This window comes from Mycobacterium bohemicum DSM 44277 (genome assembly GCF_001053185.1).
GTDB lineage: Bacteria > Actinomycetota > Actinomycetes > Mycobacteriales > Mycobacteriaceae > Mycobacterium > Mycobacterium bohemicum.
This window is the reverse complement of record NZ_CSTD01000001.1, coordinates 1,299,299-1,316,516: the sequence shown is the minus strand read 5'-3', so window position 1 is coordinate 1,316,516 and position 17,218 is coordinate 1,299,299. Positions and strand designations below refer to the sequence as shown.

The 17,218-nt window shown below is 62.6% G+C and carries 12 protein-coding genes; 7 read left to right on the top strand and 5 right to left on the bottom strand.

What is annotated here, in order from left to right:
* Positions 1-138 precede the first annotated feature (138 nt).
* Together BN971_RS05995 and BN971_RS05990 are read right to left on the bottom strand one after the other, a co-directional pair.
* The gene (locus BN971_RS05995; RefSeq protein ID WP_085180232.1) at positions 139-3,021 is read right to left on the bottom strand and encodes an MMPL/RND family transporter; all 2,883 of its coding nucleotides are present in this window, start codon (positions 3,019-3,021) and stop codon (positions 139-141) included.
* A complete protein-coding gene (locus tag BN971_RS05990) occupies positions 3,018-3,431 on the bottom strand; it encodes an MmpS family transport accessory protein (protein ID WP_085180549.1) in 414 nt (137 codons plus the stop codon). The genes BN971_RS05995 and BN971_RS05990 overlap by 4 nt, the downstream gene beginning before the upstream one ends.
* Positions 3,432-3,937: 506 nt before the next feature.
* Here BN971_RS05990 and BN971_RS05985 point away from each other — a divergent pair.
* Entirely contained in the window at positions 3,938-5,209 is a 1,272-nt protein-coding gene (locus BN971_RS05985; RefSeq protein ID WP_085180548.1) for a glycosyltransferase, read from the top strand.
* A gap of 74 nt (positions 5,210-5,283) precedes the next feature.
* On the opposite strand, the gene BN971_RS05980 is transcribed toward BN971_RS05985, so the two are convergent.
* On the bottom strand, positions 5,284-6,933 hold the full coding sequence (locus tag BN971_RS05980) for a GMC oxidoreductase (protein ID WP_245836631.1): 1,650 nt from the start codon (positions 6,931-6,933) through the stop codon (positions 5,284-5,286).
* 442 nt (positions 6,934-7,375) lie between these two features.
* Between BN971_RS05980 and BN971_RS26260 the strand changes: the two genes are divergently transcribed.
* From BN971_RS26260 to BN971_RS24515, 6 genes are all read left to right on the top strand, one after another.
* Positions 7,376-9,733, top strand: a complete 2,358-nt coding sequence (locus BN971_RS26260; RefSeq protein ID WP_170322112.1) for a PE family protein — start codon at positions 7,376-7,378, stop codon at positions 9,731-9,733.
* Between the two features lie 298 nt (positions 9,734-10,031).
* Positions 10,032-10,964: an ATP-binding cassette domain-containing protein gene (locus BN971_RS05955; protein ID WP_085180229.1), complete on the top strand. Its 933-nt coding sequence runs from the start codon at positions 10,032-10,034 to the stop codon at positions 10,962-10,964.
* On the top strand, positions 10,961-11,722 hold the full coding sequence (locus tag BN971_RS24955; RefSeq protein ID WP_169718579.1) for an ABC transporter permease: 762 nt from the start codon (positions 10,961-10,963) through the stop codon (positions 11,720-11,722). Before BN971_RS05955 ends, BN971_RS24955 begins: the two co-directional genes overlap by 4 nt.
* A complete protein-coding gene (locus BN971_RS24950; RefSeq protein ID WP_169718578.1) occupies positions 11,719-12,510 on the top strand; it encodes an ABC transporter permease in 792 nt (263 codons plus the stop codon). The genes BN971_RS24955 and BN971_RS24950 overlap by 4 nt, the downstream gene beginning before the upstream one ends.
* A 55-nt stretch (positions 12,511-12,565) precedes the next feature.
* Entirely contained in the window at positions 12,566-13,813 is a 1,248-nt protein-coding gene (locus tag BN971_RS05945; protein WP_085180228.1) for a glycosyltransferase, read from the top strand.
* Positions 13,814-14,027: 214 nt separating this feature from the next.
* Positions 14,028-14,771: a class I SAM-dependent methyltransferase gene (locus tag BN971_RS24515; RefSeq protein ID WP_139027053.1), complete on the top strand. Its 744-nt coding sequence runs from the start codon at positions 14,028-14,030 to the stop codon at positions 14,769-14,771.
* A 271-nt stretch (positions 14,772-15,042) separates the two neighbouring features.
* Here BN971_RS24515 and BN971_RS05940 read toward each other — a convergent pair whose 3' ends face one another.
* Positions 15,043-15,798 (bottom strand): class I SAM-dependent methyltransferase, encoded by a 756-nt coding sequence (locus tag BN971_RS05940; RefSeq protein WP_085180227.1) that lies wholly within the window; start codon positions 15,796-15,798, stop codon positions 15,043-15,045.
* A gap of 529 nt (positions 15,799-16,327) precedes the next feature.
* Positions 16,328-17,188 carry a putative capsular polysaccharide synthesis family protein gene (locus tag BN971_RS05935; RefSeq protein ID WP_090349864.1) on the bottom strand — a complete coding sequence of 287 codons (861 nt, stop codon included), beginning with the start codon at positions 17,186-17,188 and terminating at the stop codon, positions 16,328-16,330.
* Positions 17,189-17,218 lie beyond the last annotated feature (30 nt).

Below are 17,218 nucleotides of genomic sequence, written 5' to 3'. Positions count from 1 at the left end.
CTTCAGCCGCCACAGGAAATGGGCGCCCGCGCCGTGCATCGTGAAGCGGCAGCCACTGCTTTCGCTATCGCGCTTTGCCACGGTGCTCCCCACGGTCGCCGCCCTTGTGCTGAACTGGAAATGTGCCACTGACAGCCGCTATCTCAGCAGTAAGGCACGTACCAACGGACGGGGCCCCGTCGGGCGAAGCAGGGAACTTGCGGGGCGGGGGCGCACCTGTTGCGGCCACCAGAACCAGCGCCCCAGCAGTGCGGCGATGGAGGGCGTCATGAACGCACGCACGACCAGCGTGTCGAACAGCAGACCCAGACCGATCGTGGTGCCTACCTGGCCGATGACGCGCAGGTCGCTGACCAGCATGGACCCCATCGTGAACGCGAATACCAGCCCCGCATTCGTCACCACTTTGCCGGTGCCACCCATGGCGCGAATGATGCCGGTGTTTATGCCGGCTCCTATTTCCTCTTTCATCCGGGCGACCAGCAGCAAATTGTAGTCAGACCCCACCGCCAAAAGGACGATGACTGACATCACGAGCACTGACCAATGTATTTGGATGCCGAACAGATCCTGCCAGGCGAACACGGAGAGCCCGAAAGATGCGCCCAACGAGAGCAACACCGTGCTGACGATGACCAGGGCGGCGACAAAACTTCGCGTCATGATCAGCATGACGATGAAGATGAGGCAAAGCGCAGCGACCCCCGCAATCATGAGATCGTACGTTGATCCCTGCACGACGTCGCGCACACCCGCTGCGGTGCCCGAGAGGTAGATCTTCGATGCTTCCAGCGGAGTCCCCTTGAGCGCCTCCTCGGCCGCGCTTTTAATCGGATCGACCCGGGAAATGCCTTCCGTCGACGCGGGATCGCCTTTTTGTAAGATCAGCATGCGGACGGTCTTCCCGTCCGGTGACAGGAATATCTTCATGATTCGTTGGAAGTCTTTATTCTTGAAGGCTTCCGGCGGAAGGTAAAACGAATCATCGTTTTGAGCGGTATCGAACGCCCGCCCCATGGCGCTCCCACTGCCGTTATCGTCGTCGCCCATGTTCCCGAGGACGCCGGACATGGTGCTGTGCATGGTCAGCAGCATGGTCCGCGAGCTTTCCATGATCGCGATCATCTCGGGAAACTGGGCGACTATCTGCGGCAGGAGCACGTCGATCTGATTGAGGTCCGCAACCACATCGCCCAGCTTGTCGGTAACCGCGTCAACACCGTCGAGAGAATCGAACACGCTTCGCAGCGCAAAACAAACGGGAATATCGTAGCAATGCTTTTCCCAGTAGAAATAACTGCGGATCGGCCTGAGGAAATCCTCAAAATCGGAAATATGGACTCGGAGGTCGTTGGTGAGGCCTTGTATGTCACGTGTCGTGATGACCATGTCGTGCGTCGTGGCGACCATTTGCTGCGTCAGGTCATAAAGGTGCCGCGTGATGTTGATCGCTTCCGCCAACATGTCGGCCTGCTTGAGCATGTCGTTAAGACGCGCTTTTTGGAAAAAGAGGAATTGCTGCTGGCCGGCGACTTGCATGCTGAGCAAATACGGCAGCGATGTGTGCTTGATCGGGGTCCCTTCGGGCCGGGTCACGGCCTGAACTGACGAAATTCCCGGCACTGCGAGGACGGCTTTGGCTAACTTCTCGAGCACCAGGAAATCAGCCGGATTGCGTAGATCGTGGTTGGTCTCGACCAACAGGATCTCGGGGGTCATCATTGCCGACGGGGGAAAATGTCGCGCTGCGGCCTCGTACCCCAAATTGCCGGGGATGTCCTTGGGAATGAACTGCTGGTCGTTGTAGCTGGGTTTGTAGCCCGGCAGCGTCAACAGACCGATAAGCGTGACCGCCAGGGAGGCGACGAGAATGGGCGCGGGCCATCGAACGATCGCCGTGCCGACCCGGCGCCAGGCGCGCGGGTTGATTTTTCGCCGGGGCTCGAACAGCCCGAAACGGCTCCCGACGGTCAGTACTGCTGGAATAAGCGTGACCGCGACCGCGACGGCGACCAACACACCCACGGCGCATGGGATGGCCAGCACGTAGAAGGAGGGCAGCCGCGTAAAGATCAGAGCGAAAAGGGCTCCGGCGATCGTGAAACCCGAGGCCACGACGACCTTGGCGACCCCGTGGTACGTGGTGTAGTAGGCCGTCTCTCTGTCCTGACCGGCCTGACGCGCCTCCTGATATCGCCCGACGAAAAATATCCCATAGTCGGTACCGGCCGCGATCACGAGGGACACCAGCAGATTAATGGCAAAGGTGGTGAGGCCTATGGCCCCTTGATGGCCGATGAATGCAACAATGCCGCGGGCGACTTGCAGTTCTATCCCGACCACCAGCAGCAGCAGAATTGCGGTGATGACCGAACGATAAACCAGAAGCAGTGTTATGAAGATCACCGCGACGCTCACCAGGGTGATCGTCGCAACCGTCCTGTCGCCGCTGTGGCTCATATCCGCACTGATCGCCGCCGGCCCGGTGACAAACGCTTTGACTCCCTGCGGTGCCGGTGTTCGCGCGACGATGTGCTGAACCGCTTCAATCGATCCGTTGCCCGCGGCGAGAATCAGTTGAACATAGGCGGCCTTTCCATCGACGCTTTGCGCGGCGTGTCTGGTTAATTCATCTCCCCAGAAATCCTGGACGTACGCCACATGCTTCGGATCGTCTTTCAACTGAGAAATCAATCGATTGTAGAACTGGTGGGCGTCGTCGCCGAGGGGTTGCTGACCCTCCAAAACGATCGCCGCCACACCGCCGGAATTCGATTGATCGGAACGGCCAGGTTGGTCAGATCCTTTGAAGTCCTCATTCAGCCGCTTTGCCGCGGTGATGGACGGCGCATCCGAGGGGCTCAGGGATACTGAGCGCTCGCTCTCCACCTGCTCCAAAGAGGGGACACAGAAAATCAAGAAACCGATGACCGCCAGCCACGCCAGGATGACGAGCACCGACAATCGACGGATCGTCCGCGCTACCAATGGTCGACTGCTGTGTAGCTGATGGGTGCTCATGCGTTGAACGCGCAGGACGTAAACGCGCTTACCTCGTGCGTGACCTTCTCGACTTTGACCACGCCGTCCAGCAGGATGCGGCATCCGATGCTGTCACTGTCACCCTGCGCCGCAACGCTTTTCATGCCCGTTGCCGCGGTGACGGCGAACTCGAACGACCACGGCAGGTTTGCCCCCTCAACATGCTGCGAATCGCCATTGGCGCCGAAATAGCTGATCAAGGCCACGGTCCCTGGCGGTCCGAAGACCTCATACCTCAGGTGAGGGGGATTGTAGGGTTTGTTGTCCACTCTGGTGTCGCCGTACGAGAGTCCCTTCTCGGCGCCGAAGAGGCCGTGCAGTCGCGAAACGGTCAATGCTCCAACGGCAATCACCACCAGGACGACTAGTGGGATCCACAGCCGCCTCAGGACCTGAAGAATCACAGATCCCGCATTTCGGCGGCTTTTTCCGGATCCGACGTGCGCTCGGGGCGCGGCTGACGTCTGGCGAGCGCGTCGGAACGGAACACGTCCGGGACGGTGGAGTTGGCCAGCATCGAGGTCGCCCTCGACGGCGATATCGGAGCGCGACGGCTCAACATCGCGCACACTGCCCCAGACCACCGCACCACCCTAGCCGACACGAGTCTAATTACGGTTGCAAACCATAACGGAGGCCCACAGGTTCGTCCCGCCTTCGTCCGGGATTTAAGGAAGTTCTCAGTATGGTGTGTGGGGTACCGAAGGGGTCCGAGCCACGCCCCGGCATATGATGCGGCGCGGGCCTTGACCGTCCGTAGTGTTGCACCAAAGCGCTACTGGCCGACGGCATCCCCCGGAGGACCGGATGGCGGGTTCTTCCGGCCGGGCGAACACGAGGCTGCTGCGGCTTCATTTCGCAGAACACGCACGGAGTGAAGGGCCACGATTACCCGATGAGATTTGTGCTGGCGTTCTATGGGACTCGCGGCGATGTCGAGCCCGGCCTCGCTGTCGGCCGTGAGTTGCGGCGCCGCGGCCATGACGTATGCATGGCCGTCTCGCCCGACCTGGTCGGCTTTGCCGAGGCGGCTGGGCTTGCGGCGGTCGACTACGGGCCAGACATCCAGGCGTGGCTGGAATCGACGCGTAACTTCTGGGCGTATTTCTTCCGCAATTTCTGGAGGATTCGGGATGTGCTCGCGCTCTTGCGCGAATCTCGGGAGCCCGGCACGCGGCGTTGGGGTGAGATGAGCGCGACACTGACCGAGCTGACGAACGGCGCGAACTTGCTGTTGACCGGCATGAGTTATCAGGAGCTTGCCGCCAATGTCGCGGAGTACCGCGACATTCCGCTGGCCACGTTGCTGTGGTTTCCGATAAGGGTCAACGGCCGTCTCGTTCCGAGCCTCCCGCCTTCGTTCATCCGTTCGGCGATGCGGATCTACGAGTGGCTGGTTTGGCGCGGGGTGAAAAAGGTCGAGGACTCGCAGCGCCGTGAATTGGGCCTGCCGAAGGTCACCCGCCCCGCGCCGCGGCGGATCGCCGAACAAGGATCGCTGGAAATCCAGGCCTACGACAAAGTGTGCTTTCCCGGGCTTGCCGACGAATGGGCCAAATTCGGTCGCCAGCGGCCCTTTGTCGGCACACTGACGATGGAATCACCGACGGACGCCGATGAAGAGGTGGCCTCGTGGATCGCGGCCGGCGCGCCGCCGATTTTCTTCGGGTTCGGCAGCATCCCGGTCGAATCCGCCGCCGACACGGTCGCCATGATCGGCAGGGCCTGTGCACAGTTGGGAGAGCGCGGGCTGGTGTGCGCCGCCGCGACCGATTTCAGCAACGCCCCCCATTTCGAACACGTCAAGGTGGTGGACGCGATGAATTACGCCGCGGTCTTTCCCGCTTGCCGCGCAGTCGTGCACCACGGTGGCGCGGGCACCACGGCCGCGGGCCTGCGCGCCGGGGTCCCCACGTTGATCCTCTGGATGGCGGACGTTCAGCTCATCTGGGGAGTGGCGGTGAAACGGCTGAAGGTGGGCACCGCTCGGCGCTTTTCGACCGTGACCGAAAAATCGTTGGTCGCCGACCTGCGGACCATCCTCGCTCCGCAGTACGTCACCCGGGCCCGCGAGATCGCCACGTGGATGACCAAACCCGCCGAAAGCGTCGCGGCCGCCGCCGATCTTGTGGAAGATTTTGCGCGCTCCAGGAGTGTTGGTCGATAGGCGGCGCACGGGCACGGCTGGTCGCGACTGAGGCTTCAGGCGATCCCGTTCACCGGGCCGCTTTCGCCTGGTGGTCAGTTGGCGAAATGCGCCTGGTTCAGGTGGTCGGCCACCCGCAGCGCGTTGGCGGCGACCGTCAAACTGGGGTTCAAACCGGCGCTTGACGGAAAGAAGGAGGCATCCACCACGTAGAGGTTGTCGACTTCGTGTGCCCGATTTTGTGGATCGAGCACGCTGGTTTTGGGATCGGTACCGAAGCGGCAGGTGCCACAGACGTGACCCAGGGTGGAGTTGTTTGCGCCGGTGCGCAGGGTGAGCGTGCGAAACGGATTCAATACCTCTTTTATCTGCCGCATGAACACGGCGCGGCGCTCGATCTCGCTGGCGTGTAGACGATATCGAAGTCGCAGCCGCTGGCGGCCGTCCGCGCCGGGCCGATCGCTGGGTAAGACGTGGTTGTCCAGGTAGGGCAGGTCTTCCATGATGGGGGCCAGGAGCAATCCGCCGTTGAAGAAGCGATCGTAGATCGGCCGCACCGCGGGGCTCACCAGGCGCAGCAGCTTCGGCTGCCAGCCCGGGTGGTTGGTCAGCATGTCCATGGATGCCAAATTGGCCATCGCACCGGCTGACTGCACAGTGCCGTATTTCTGCCCCTCCCAGAAATAGAAGTCGTTCAGCCCGATCTCCTTGTTTTCCGCCGTGATCTGGCAGCGGGCTTGCGGCCAGACCTCGATCCAATCCATGAGATGGCGCATTAAGTTGCGGCCCACATAATCCGAGCTGTTGGCCAGTCCGCGTGGCCAGTCCCCCGATCGGGAGTTGAGCAGCAGCACCGGGGTGGCCAGGGCTCCGGCGGCCAGCACCACCACCTCGGCTTTCAGGGCGAGCGTGTCGCCGCGGTGCTGGGCGATCACCTGCCGCACGTGGGTGCGGTCGGCCTCGAGGCGCACCACCCGGCATTCGTCCAGCAGGTGGGCGCCGTGCTCGGCCACGGCGGGCAGCACGCCGTTGCGGGCGGCGTCGTTCTTGCACGACTGCGGGCAGAGATGGCCCTGGCAGGTGGGACACCCGTCGGTGTAGTCGCAGGCCATCGGCAGGTGGTAGGGGTGCAGTCCGCGGCCGGTCAGGTAGTTGACCAGGGGTTGGTTGTCGGGGGAGAACGGTGGTGCCGGGGGCAGCCCGACGGCGGCGGATTCGGGGCGCAGGGGGTCGGGCGCGCCGCGCACGCCGAGCTGTTTTTCGGCTTGGGCGTACCAGGGGCTGAGCTGGTCGTAGGTGATCGGCCAGGCCTCGGGCACGGTGGAGTCGCCGGGGTCGCGGAAGTTTTGGCGGGGGGTGAAGTCTTGGGCGAAGAAGCGTTCGCAGACCATGCCGTAGAGGGCCGAGGAGCCGCCGGTGCCGGCACCGATGTACGGCACGAAGCGCTTGGGGAAGCGCCCGCTGATGTCTTCGATCTCGTCGGTGCTGCGCCCGGCCCGGGCCAAGGCGTCGTAGTAGCCGGCTTCGGAACGGTAGGCCTGTGGCTCGGCCAGTTCGGGCATGGCCGCGCGAATCGTTCCCGGTGTCCCGGGCAGCGTCGAGCGGCCCTTTTCGACGAATAGCACCCGCCGGCCCGAGCGGGCCAGCGAGTAGCCCAGCATTCCGCCGCCCATGCCGGTGCCCACGATGATCGCGTCCCACACGACGCGTTCGGCCTCGCGCGCAGTCAGCTCGCCGACAGCCAAAATCAACTCCTCAACGGTTGATGGCCCAACGCATGGCCGGTCCAGGCGAATCGAGATCGTAGCATCGCGCATCGTGCACCAACCGCGATCGTCGGCGCGGCCCCCGCGCGCGGTTGGTTGCCGGACACCGGTGACCGTGAAACGCCAACGCCGCCATGTGCTCACGCTGTGCTACGACACCGTTGAGCCGTCATCCCGATTGAAGCGGCTTGCTTAGTGCGAGCGACCGCAGCAAAGCCCTGACGGCCGGCGCCTCAACACCTGGAGTCGCACCTGTCGCAGTAGTCACACGAAGGGTGTCGTCGGTAACCGTCAGGTAATGCTGTTGCGGCGGAATGGAACTTGCGATCGGGTCAAGCTCGCGGAATCGGGCCTCAAACCCTATTAGACGCGCGTAGCGTACCCCTAAATCACTCGTGCCTCGTCGAACGGTTGGAACCCAATGACTTCCTATGTGATCGCGACTCCGGAAGCCCTGGCCACTGCGTCATCAGATCTGGCCGGGCTGCAGGAAACGATCAAGGCGGCCTATGCGGCGGCGGCGCCCTCGACGACGTCGGTGGTGGTCGCGGCCCAGGACGAGGTGTCGGCGGCGATCGCGAAGTTATTCGGCGGCTTTGCCGAGGATTTTCAGGCGCTGAGCGCGGAAGCTGGGCAGTTTCACACTGCTTTCGTGGAGGCCTTGGGTTTGGGTGGGAACTCGTATGCCGCCACGGAGGCAGCGAGCGTGCCGATTCTGGGGAACGTGCCGTATCTCGCGAGCATAGAAACGAGCATCGAAAACATCCTGAACCCCAGCGACTGGACGACCGTCGGCACGTGGTTCTCGCCCGTCCTGAGGATAACGACGTTGCTTGCACCGCTGACCGGGAAGACACCACGCGCCGCGTTCGGCAACGGCGCCAACGGCGCCAACGGCGCGGCCGGGACCGGCGCGGCCGGTGGTAACGGCGGCAATGGCGGCTGGATTTGGGGCAACGGCGGCAACGGCGGCAACGGCGGATCCGGCGCGGACGGCGTAGCCGGCGTTAACGGCGGCGCCGGCCAAAACGGCGGCAGCGGCGGCTCCGGCGGCCTGGGCGGGCAGTTCTTCAGCCATGCCGGGTCCGGCGGCAATGGCGCAGCCGGTGGCAACGGCGTTGGCAATGGTAGCGGCGGCAACGGCGGCAACGGCGGAACGGGCTACTGGACTTCGGCGGGTGTCGGGGGCAACGGCGGCAGCGGCGCCGGTACTGGCAACGGCGGCAACGGAGGCACTGGCGGGGCCGGCTTCGCGGGCGTGACCGGTGGCGATGGAGGTAACGGCGGCGACGCCACTGGCACCGGCAACGGCGGCAACGGCGGCAGCGGCGGCTACGCGACCAGTTCCATTTCGGCTGCCGCCGTCGGTGGCAATGGCGGGAACGGCGGCAACGGCACTTCGGGTGGTGCCGGTGGGAACGGTGGTACGGGCTTCATGAACGGAACCGGAACCGTCGCGGGCGGCGCGGGCGGTAACGGGGGCACGGGCAGCACCGGCGTGGGTGGAACTGGAGGGGATGGTGGCTGGGCGAATGAACTTAGCGGTTCCTCTTCGGCCGCCGCCATCGCCGGTAATGGTGGGAACGGCGGGAATGGTGCCGTCGCTGGTGCCGGCGGGGCGGGTGGTGTGGCGGGCACCAACGGAGCGGGAACGGCTACTGGCGGCGCGGGTGGCAACGGTGGCACCGCCAGCAGCACTGTCGGTGGCGCAGGAGGGGCCGGCGGGGCGGCGACTGTCCCGAATAGTGCGTCGTCGGCTGCCGCCGTCGGCGGTAACGGCGGGAAGGGCGGGGACGGCATCTTCGGTGGTGCCGGCGGGGCCGGTGGTTCGGCTGGCACGAACGGATCAGGGACCGTCACAGGCGGCGCGGGCGGCGACGGTGGGAATGCCAGCGGCACCTCCGGTGGCGGCGGTGGTGCGGGTGGGGCCGGTGGCTTTGTGAGCATCAACAATGCGTCTTCGGCTGCCGCCGTCGGCGGGAATGGCGGGAACGGCGGGAACGGCACCTTCGGTGGTATCGGTGGGGCCGGCGGTGCAGCCAATCAGGCCGGAACGGGATCCGTCACGGCCGGGTCGGGCGGCAACGGTGGCACCGCCACCACCGGCGTCGGCGGCGCCGGAGGGGCCGGGGGGGCAACGGCGATCAGATCTAGCCAGTCCACGTTTAATGGCGTCGGCGGCACTGGCGGAGCGGGCACCGGCGGGGTGGGTGGGGCCGGCGGTGCAATCTCAACGGCCGGAAACGGAAACGTCACTGGCGGCGCCGCTGGCGTCGGTGGTGGCGGCTATAACGGCGGCAATGGCGGCGTCGGTGGTGCAGCGTCGAGTTCCGGAATCGGAAACGCCACCGGTGGTGCCGGTGGCGACGGAGCCAGCGGCACCGGCGGCGCGGGTGGCGCCGGTGGTGCCGGTGGCACCGCGGCTATCAGTACCAGCACCTCTGTGGGTTCGGCAATCGGCGGCAATGGGGGCAGCGGCGGGGACGGGACCTTCGGGGGTTATGGCGGGGCCGGTGGTGCAGTCAGTACGGCCGGAGTCGGAAACATTACGGGCGGCACGGGCGGCGACGGTGGTACCGGCAGCAGCAACAGCGGTGGCGCCGGTGGGGCCGGTGGCACCGCGGCAATCACATCTACCTTCTCCGCGGCTACGGCTGCCGGCGGCGATGGCGGGAACGGCGGGGGCGGCACGCCCGGAGGTGCCGGCGGAGCCGGTGGTGGCGCGTCCACCGCGGGAATCGGAAACGCCGTTGCAGGCACGAACGGTAATCACGGGTAATGGTGCATGCCGGTCACGACCTCCCACTCCAACGCTCTTATCTCTTGCCGGTAGGTGGCTAATTCGGCCAAAGCCGTCGTCCGTTCCGCCAGTTGGCGCGCCGAGCGGATAAAGTTCGCCGCGATCGAATCCGCCCGCCGACCCGCCCGTCGCCAAGGCCGACCGGCCAGGATTCTTGGGACCAGGGCAGCCGGCGGGGCGGGATCATGTCAGCGCGCGGGTGCCGAGAAGGGCACCGCGAAACCGAGGGAGTCGGTTTCGCTCGACACGTGTATACCAACGGGTATCGTCTGTCTTCGTGATCGAACTCGACGGCGTGACGAAAACGTTCGACGGAGCAATTCACGCCTTGCACGACGTGACCTTTTCCGTTTCTACGGGGTCGATTTGCGCTCTGCTCGGTCACAACGGCGCCGGTAAGACGACCGCGATCAAGATCCTGTCAACGCTGCTGCGGCCCACCTCTGGCCAAGCAATCGTGGCGGGGTACGACGTGGTCCAAGACCCGGCACAGGTGCGGGCCAGCATCGGAAGCATCGGTCAGTGGGCCGCGCTCGATCTCGAGCTCACCGGCAGGGAGAACCTGGTGCTGTTCGGCCGACTGCGGGGACTGCGGCGCAAAGACGCGCGGCTGCGAGCCGACGCCTTGATCCATCAGTTTGATATGTCGCACGCCGCCGACCGACCGGTTCGGACGTATTCGGGCGGCATGCGGCGTCGCATCGATATCGCCGCCGGACTGGTGGTTCTACCGAAAGTGCTTTTCCTCGACGAGCCGACGACAGGGCTGGACCCGCGTAGTCGCCGCGACGTATGGGACCTGGTGTTGTCATTGTCAGCCCAGGGCGTCACAATCCTGCTCACCACGCAATACCTCGAAGAAGCCGACGTGCTCAGCGATTCGATTGTCGTGCTGAACAATGGTCGTATTGTCGCCAATGGGACCGCCGAAGACCTCAAGCGCCGCGTGGGATTGGGCTACTGCACCGTGAGCCCGGTAAATCCCGGCGACCTCGCCAAGATATTCGCCGCGGTCGCCGATCTCGAAGGCGCCGAAGCCGATTACGAGGCGAACACCGTCTCGGTGCGCTCGCCCGATGGTGTTGCGACGCTCGGTGAAGTGTTCCGCCGGGTGGATCAGCTTGGCGTCGAGCTCGCCGACATAGCGCTACGTAAGCCGTCCCTGGACGAGGCGTTTTTGCTCCTCACCGAAGACGTGACCACGACGTGAGCGCGCTGGCTGCTTTGACCGAGCGCGTGGTGCGCGTCGCAATGCGCGACGATTTGCCGTTTGCGGTTCTGTCGCCCGCCGCCAGCTTGGTCATTTTCAATTTCATGCTGAACAATGTGATCGACACCGGTGGAATGACCTACCCGCAATACGTGCTACCGGCCGTCATCGTCCAGGTGATATTTCTCGGTGCGCTCACCACCGTTGACCGGGCTGCCCGCGACGAGCGCGGCGACTTCGGGGATCGGCTTCGCACACTTCCCATGTCCACGATGACACCGATGATGGCCCGCATGTTGTATTGCCTCTTCCGCGGCACTTTGGCTCTGCTCGCCGCGGTCGCGGCCGGGTACGCGTTTGGTTTCCGACTGTTTGGCGGTTTCGGGTACGCCGTGGGTTTCGCCGTTCTGACCCTCACCTTGACCCTTGCACTATCGCTCGCGGCCGACGCGGCAGGGGTTCTTACCGAAGCTTCGCAGGGCAAGATCGCAAGAAGCGGAGGACTGACTCAGTTGCTTTTGGTTCCCCAAATGTTGCTGGTCATGCTTTCCACGGGGCTGGCGCCTGTCGACTCGTTCCCCACCTGGCTGCATTCATTCGTGCGCAATCAGCCTGTCTCGCAGGTGACGCAGACCATGCGCGGATTCGCCGCCGGCCATGTGGTGGTCAGCGATTTGGCCATCAGCTTGGGATGGTGCCTCGCGTTGCTGGCGGTGTTCGGGGCGGTCGCGGTGGGGGCACAGAGGCGGCAGCGATGACGGTCAACACACCGTCGGGGAGCTCACTGGCCACCGAAACTGTGGTTTTTGCCGGCCGCCTCCTCACCGAGTGGCGGCGCCAGCCGGCGGTGCTGATCCAGAGTCTGGTGTTCCCGACCTTTTTGTTGATTACTTACAAAGTCCTGGTCGGTAAATCGATCATGAGAATTACCGGCACAGACAGCATTTACGGCTTGGTGCCGATGTGCGCGGTGGCGGGTGCGATGTTCGGAACGATCGTCGCCGCACGCACTATTCCTTTCGAACGCGACACCGGGATGATCGGCCGATTGTGGGTGTTGCCTGTCAAGAGGGCGAGCGCGATGACCGGCCGGCTGCTCGCCGAGGCCGCCCGCACACTGGTGAGCACCGTATTGATCACCGCGGTCGGCGTCGGACTCGGACTTCGGTTCAAAGGCGGCTGGCTCGCCGTGATTCCATTCCTCCTGGTGCCCGTGCTGATAGCGGTCGTCTTCGCGACGGGAGTAATAGCGATCGCGGTACGGTCCAAGACCGGTGCCGTGCTCTCCTGGCTGGCGGTGCCATCCATCGGCTCGGTGTTTTCCAGTTCCGGTGTTGTTCCCGCGGAAAACCTGCCCTCGGCGGTGCGGCTACAAATGCACCTGCAGCCGATGTGGCCGACGATTGAGTCCATGCGGGCACTCGCGCAAGGTGATCCCGCGTTGTGGCCGCTCTTCCTGACTATGGTGTGGGCTCTGGGGCTGGCCGCGGTGATCACACCGCTGGCCGTCCGCGGTTATCGCGCGGCAGCCGAAACCCCGCACTGACACTTCTGCTACGCACCGTCATCCAACGCGTATACGACGATTGAAAGGCTGTTCTGTGAAAGTTGTGTTGGCGTGCTATGGGACTCGCGGCGATGTCGAGCCCTGCCTTGCCATCGGCCGTGAGCTTTTACGCAGAGGACACGACATACGCATAGCTATCACTCCCGATCTGGTTGGCTTCGCCGAGGCGGCTGGGCTTTCGGCGGTCGCTTGCGGACCAGATTTTAAGTCTTTCGACGATACGCAGCGCAATCTATTGCCCGCTTACGATGTGCGCATCCTCCTTCAGATCCCGCGTCTCATCAGATTGACACACGAAGCTCGGGCGCTCATGACGCAGACCTTGGAAATGACGTGCGCGACGCTGATGGCCATGGTTGAGGGGGCCGACCTGCTGGTCACCTATCAACTACTAGAGGAGACGGCTCTCAACGTCGCAGAGTATTACCAGATTCCGTTGGCCACGGTGCATGTCACCCCGAAGCGAGCCAACAGCCAGATCCGCTCCGCCACGAAGCGAAACGAGCGGCGAAACTACCGGGGAATGTTTAAGAAGATAGAGAACGTGCAGCGCCGCGAACTTGGCTTACCGGAGGCAAGCTCTCCGACCCCGCAACGCATCGCCGAACGTGGATCGCTGGAAATCCAGGCTTACGACGAGGTTTGTTTTCCGGGCCTGGCAACCGAATGGGCGAAATGGGATGGGCAACGGCCCTTTGTCGGTGCGCTGACCCTGGGATTGGCGACAGACGCCGATGAAGCGGTCGCATCATGGATTGCCGCGGGAACACCACCGATTTATTTTGGGTTTGGCGGTTCACCGGTCCAATCGCCGGCTGAAGCGATCGTCATGATAGGCGCGGCCTGTGCGCAGTTGGGCGAGCGAGCGCTCGTCTGCGCCGCGGCGAATGATTTCAGCAACATTCCGCACATGGACCACGTCAAAGTGGTGGACGCCATGAATTACGCGACCATTCTTCCGGCCTGTCGCGCGGCCGTGCACCATGGCGGTGCGGGCACCACGGCCGCGAGCCTGCGCGCCGGACTCCCTACACTGATTCTTTGGACGTGGCCAGATCAAGCCGTTTGGGCAACTCAGGTGACGCGACTTAAGGTGGGCGCCGCCCGGCGATTTTCAACCGCCACCAGGGAATCACTGGTGGCGGACCTTAGCCAGATACTTGCCCCTGAATACGCAGCCCGAGCCCGCGAGCTCTCCACGCGAATGACAAAACCGACTGAAAGCGTTACCAACGCTGCCGATTTATTGGAAAAATTCGTCTGCTCGAAGTGTTTCCGCTAATTGGTGAAGGCGGCCATCGGATGACCGGCGCGGATGATTCTCGACCTGCCTCAGCGCTGTTGAATGGTATCGCGCCGCGTACGGCCGCCGTAGACGTGGAGAAGTCGAGGACCGACACTGCGGTCCAAGATCTCGTCGTCGGCCTTAACCGGTTCCGCATCGGCAGGGGTTGTATCCAGAAAGTGCCGGTTCGTGCGTTAGCATGTGAAGCGTTATGAGCCACGTGGAGCAAGTTGCGTTCTTTAAAGCCGTCGTCGATGCAAATCTGGAACTTGTCGCGGGTGCGAGCGTGCTGGAAATCGGCTCGTACGACGTCAACGGGAGCGTGCGCAATCTGTTCGCGGCCGCAGGACGCTATGTTGGAGTCGACCTCGTTGCAGGCCCCGGGGTCGACGTCGTGCGATTCGGACACCAGATTGACGATCCCGACAGTAGTTATGATGTGACCGTATCCGGTGAGTGCTTCGAACACGACCCGCACTGGCACGAAACATTCCTGAACATGGTGCGGCTTACTCGGCCAGGGGGACTGGTCGCCGTCAGCTGCGCATCCCGTGGCCGGCCTGAGCACGGTACAAGTCGTAGCGATACGGCTTTGTCGCCAGGTACTCAGGCGGCGGGCTTGGATTACTACCGTAATCTGAACAAGCGTGACTTCGAGGACACGCTGCCGTTGCGCTCCATGTTCGCCGAGTATCGCTTCTGGTATATGCCAACTCACTTCGACTTATACTTCGCAGGCATAAAAGCTGGTGATGCGGGCGGACAGGCACGGGCGCGCCTTCCCGGCGACGCTGCGGTCAAGCACATACGGTCTTTGATGCCGTGGCAAGACAAAGCCTATCGAGTACCCCTTCGAGTACTCTCCAGGATTGTTCCGGAACCTTTGTATCAGTCCCTTGCGTTGCCATATTGGCTCAAACTTCTAAGCTTGTCACCAGAACAGCAGCACCAATGAGGGCGACAATACTTTGTTGGTTTGATCACTAGCACGGCGTTATAATCTGCCTACTGTGTGGCCCAAATAAAACGTGCACAGGGCATTCCCGGAGTTATCTGATTGCCGCAATCGCTATCGGTACCGTGATATCGAGCGGGGCGCGACCATCAAGAGTTACGCGGCGACGTGAGCTGGGGATTAACGTGATTGTCAGCAGCGCGGCCTCAGGACTCGCCGCCCACAAACTTGAGGGCACGTGGCGATATGGCAAGTATCCTAATACTGTACATTACTGATAGAAGCTGATCGGAACTTCGCGGCGCCCGTGTGCGCGATGAATTACCGCTATCGAGTCGTAAAATTCGACTTTTTCGATAAGCGTCGTCGCTAAAGGCACGCGGATTTCATTCGCTCGATGTGATTCCCCCGCGCGGAAATCGGGTTCGCTTTTCAGCGAGGTTTGGTAGTGCGCGTGCATCGCATCGATCAGCCATTTTGTGAAGTCAGCGAACGATATCCAGCTGTCGCGATATGGCGTCCAATAATTGGCACAGAGGTCCTCGGCGATGTAAACGCCCCCGGACGCGAGGCCGCGAGGAAACAGGTAGCGAAACGTGGTAATGATGTGAGAGTTCATGTGGCTGCCATCATCCAGGATCACATCGAAAGGGCCGAACTCATCAATGACTTGCTGTAGGAAAGCGATATCGGTCTGGCTTCCTAGACGAACGTGCACCCGATTCAAAGGGTTGTCGAATTCTTGAGTCGTGGCATCGATATCGATGCCGACGATTGTCGATTCTGGGTGGAGGTAACGACGCCACATTTGCAGTGATCCACCTCTTGCTACGCCAATTTCAAGCATTCGTATCGGTTCTGAACGGCGCTCGCGCAGCGCCGATTCGTACACCGGCAAATAATGAAGAAGCTTATGGATGTTCGGCGTGTCGGCGAAAATCGAACCCAACTCACCACTTGGGCCTGACACGTCGGAGGCGATCCAGGCGACTTCTTTGCTGAGTTCCGGCCCGAGTTGCTTGAGCATGCGGTGGCGGTCGCGGTAGCGATAGCGACGGCGAACAAATGGTCGTCTTGCAGAAACCACAAACTCGACTGCAGGTAGGTTCTCACGGATGCGCGTGTTTAGCTCTCGACGAGGCACAGTCGGATATCTTACTGCCCCAGCCGGTCACGCACAGCGTTCTTCGATTCGGTAGGCGTAAAAATGTGGAACCTGGGCCATCTGCCAACCGGTCTACGTAGGGAACCTTCTTCCCAAGTCGGCCGCTCGTTATTATCGGCGGTCCCTAAATTTTGGCGCCACCGCGTTGATCTTGCTTGGAATCTGCCGATCCTCCACCTAAGGTCACCGAGGGCGTGTCCAATGGCACCAAGACGTTGCCCACATCCAGGCAAAGGGTTGCCTGCCTTAGGTGATAGGCAGATCACGCACCCGCTATGTGGCGACAACGACCAGCGCATCCGCCTCGAGCACCGGCCCCAATCGCGTTGATTGTGACCATCGACGGGCTTCTGGTATCCCTTCGAGACGCCGCGCCCTCAGCGAGAGCGATCTACGGTTGCACCCCAGCAGATGTTCTACGCCATTTTGACCGCATCGCCGCCAACTCTTGATCGGTGTAGAAATGGCGTGCATAAGGGGTGGCGTAGGCGGCGTTGATATCGTCGTCCGAAAATTTTATTTCCCGTAAGAACTCGTTCATCCGGTCGAAGTACCATTTCTTGGAGGAAAGGTTGGCCGGCCAGAGGCGGTCGATCCGTGAGGACTGCCCATAGCGTCCCACCACGAACTCGTTCAGTGCATCCAGGTGGTTCTTGTTGATGTCTTCGAACCGGAGCACGAGCACCCGCCACTTGCCGTCCCGGAAAATCTGCCAGCCCTTCTCCGGGTCGAACCCATGGTCATAGATTCGAATGCCGGTGGCCGGCTCAAAATGACGGTCGAACCATTCCGTCGCTTCCGGTATCCCGTCATCCCATGCATGAAACCGTGCGACCAACTCGTCCATGCTGGCGTTTCGGGCGGCCTCCTCCGACTCGAAGCAAAAGGGATAGACATCGGAATCGGGGGTCGACCGAGTCAGCGCAAGATTTTGGAAAAAGCCCGAAATCTTCCGCGCGATCGGATCTCGTGTTGCCGTGATGATGTCGAAATACTCGGCCCGCCTTGTGCGCCGGCCCGTACGATAGCGTTCGTATATCGGAGAGAAGTCCGCGCGATCGTGCAGGTGGTAGTAGCGGTACCGGGCCTCCAGCGTTTCCTCGATCGTGGTAGACCCCACCTTTCCCATCTGAAACACAAATAGGGGGTCTTGGAAGCGGCCGCGAGTTCGCCGCCAGGCGACCACGGGATTCAACGTCCACTTCCTTCTTCGGGTCGGCGTGGATCGTCCGGCGGGCACGGCTAGCAGCATGCCGGAAGGCTACTGGCACACGCAACGGGT

Bases quoted from the DNA above. Each gene is read 5' to 3' on its own strand.
- BN971_RS05985 (WP_085180548.1), top strand. From the start codon at position 3,938: ATGAGATTTGTGCTGGCGTTCTATGGGACTCGCGGCGATGTCGAGCCC.
- BN971_RS26260 (WP_170322112.1), top strand. From the start codon at position 7,376: ATGACTTCCTATGTGATCGCGACTCCGGAAGCCCTGGCCACTGCGTCA.
- BN971_RS05995 (WP_085180232.1), bottom strand. From the start codon at position 3,021: ATGAGCACCCATCAGCTACACAGCAGTCGACCATTGGTAGCGCGGACG.
- BN971_RS05940 (WP_085180227.1), bottom strand. From the start codon at position 15,798: ATGCTCAAGCAACTCGGGCCGGAACTCAGCAAAGAAGTCGCCTGGATC.
- BN971_RS24950 (WP_169718578.1), top strand. From the start codon at position 11,719: ATGACGGTCAACACACCGTCGGGGAGCTCACTGGCCACCGAAACTGTG.
- BN971_RS05935 (WP_090349864.1), bottom strand. From the start codon at position 17,188: ATGCTGCTAGCCGTGCCCGCCGGACGATCCACGCCGACCCGAAGAAGG.
- BN971_RS24515 (WP_139027053.1), top strand. From the start codon at position 14,028: ATGAGCCACGTGGAGCAAGTTGCGTTCTTTAAAGCCGTCGTCGATGCA.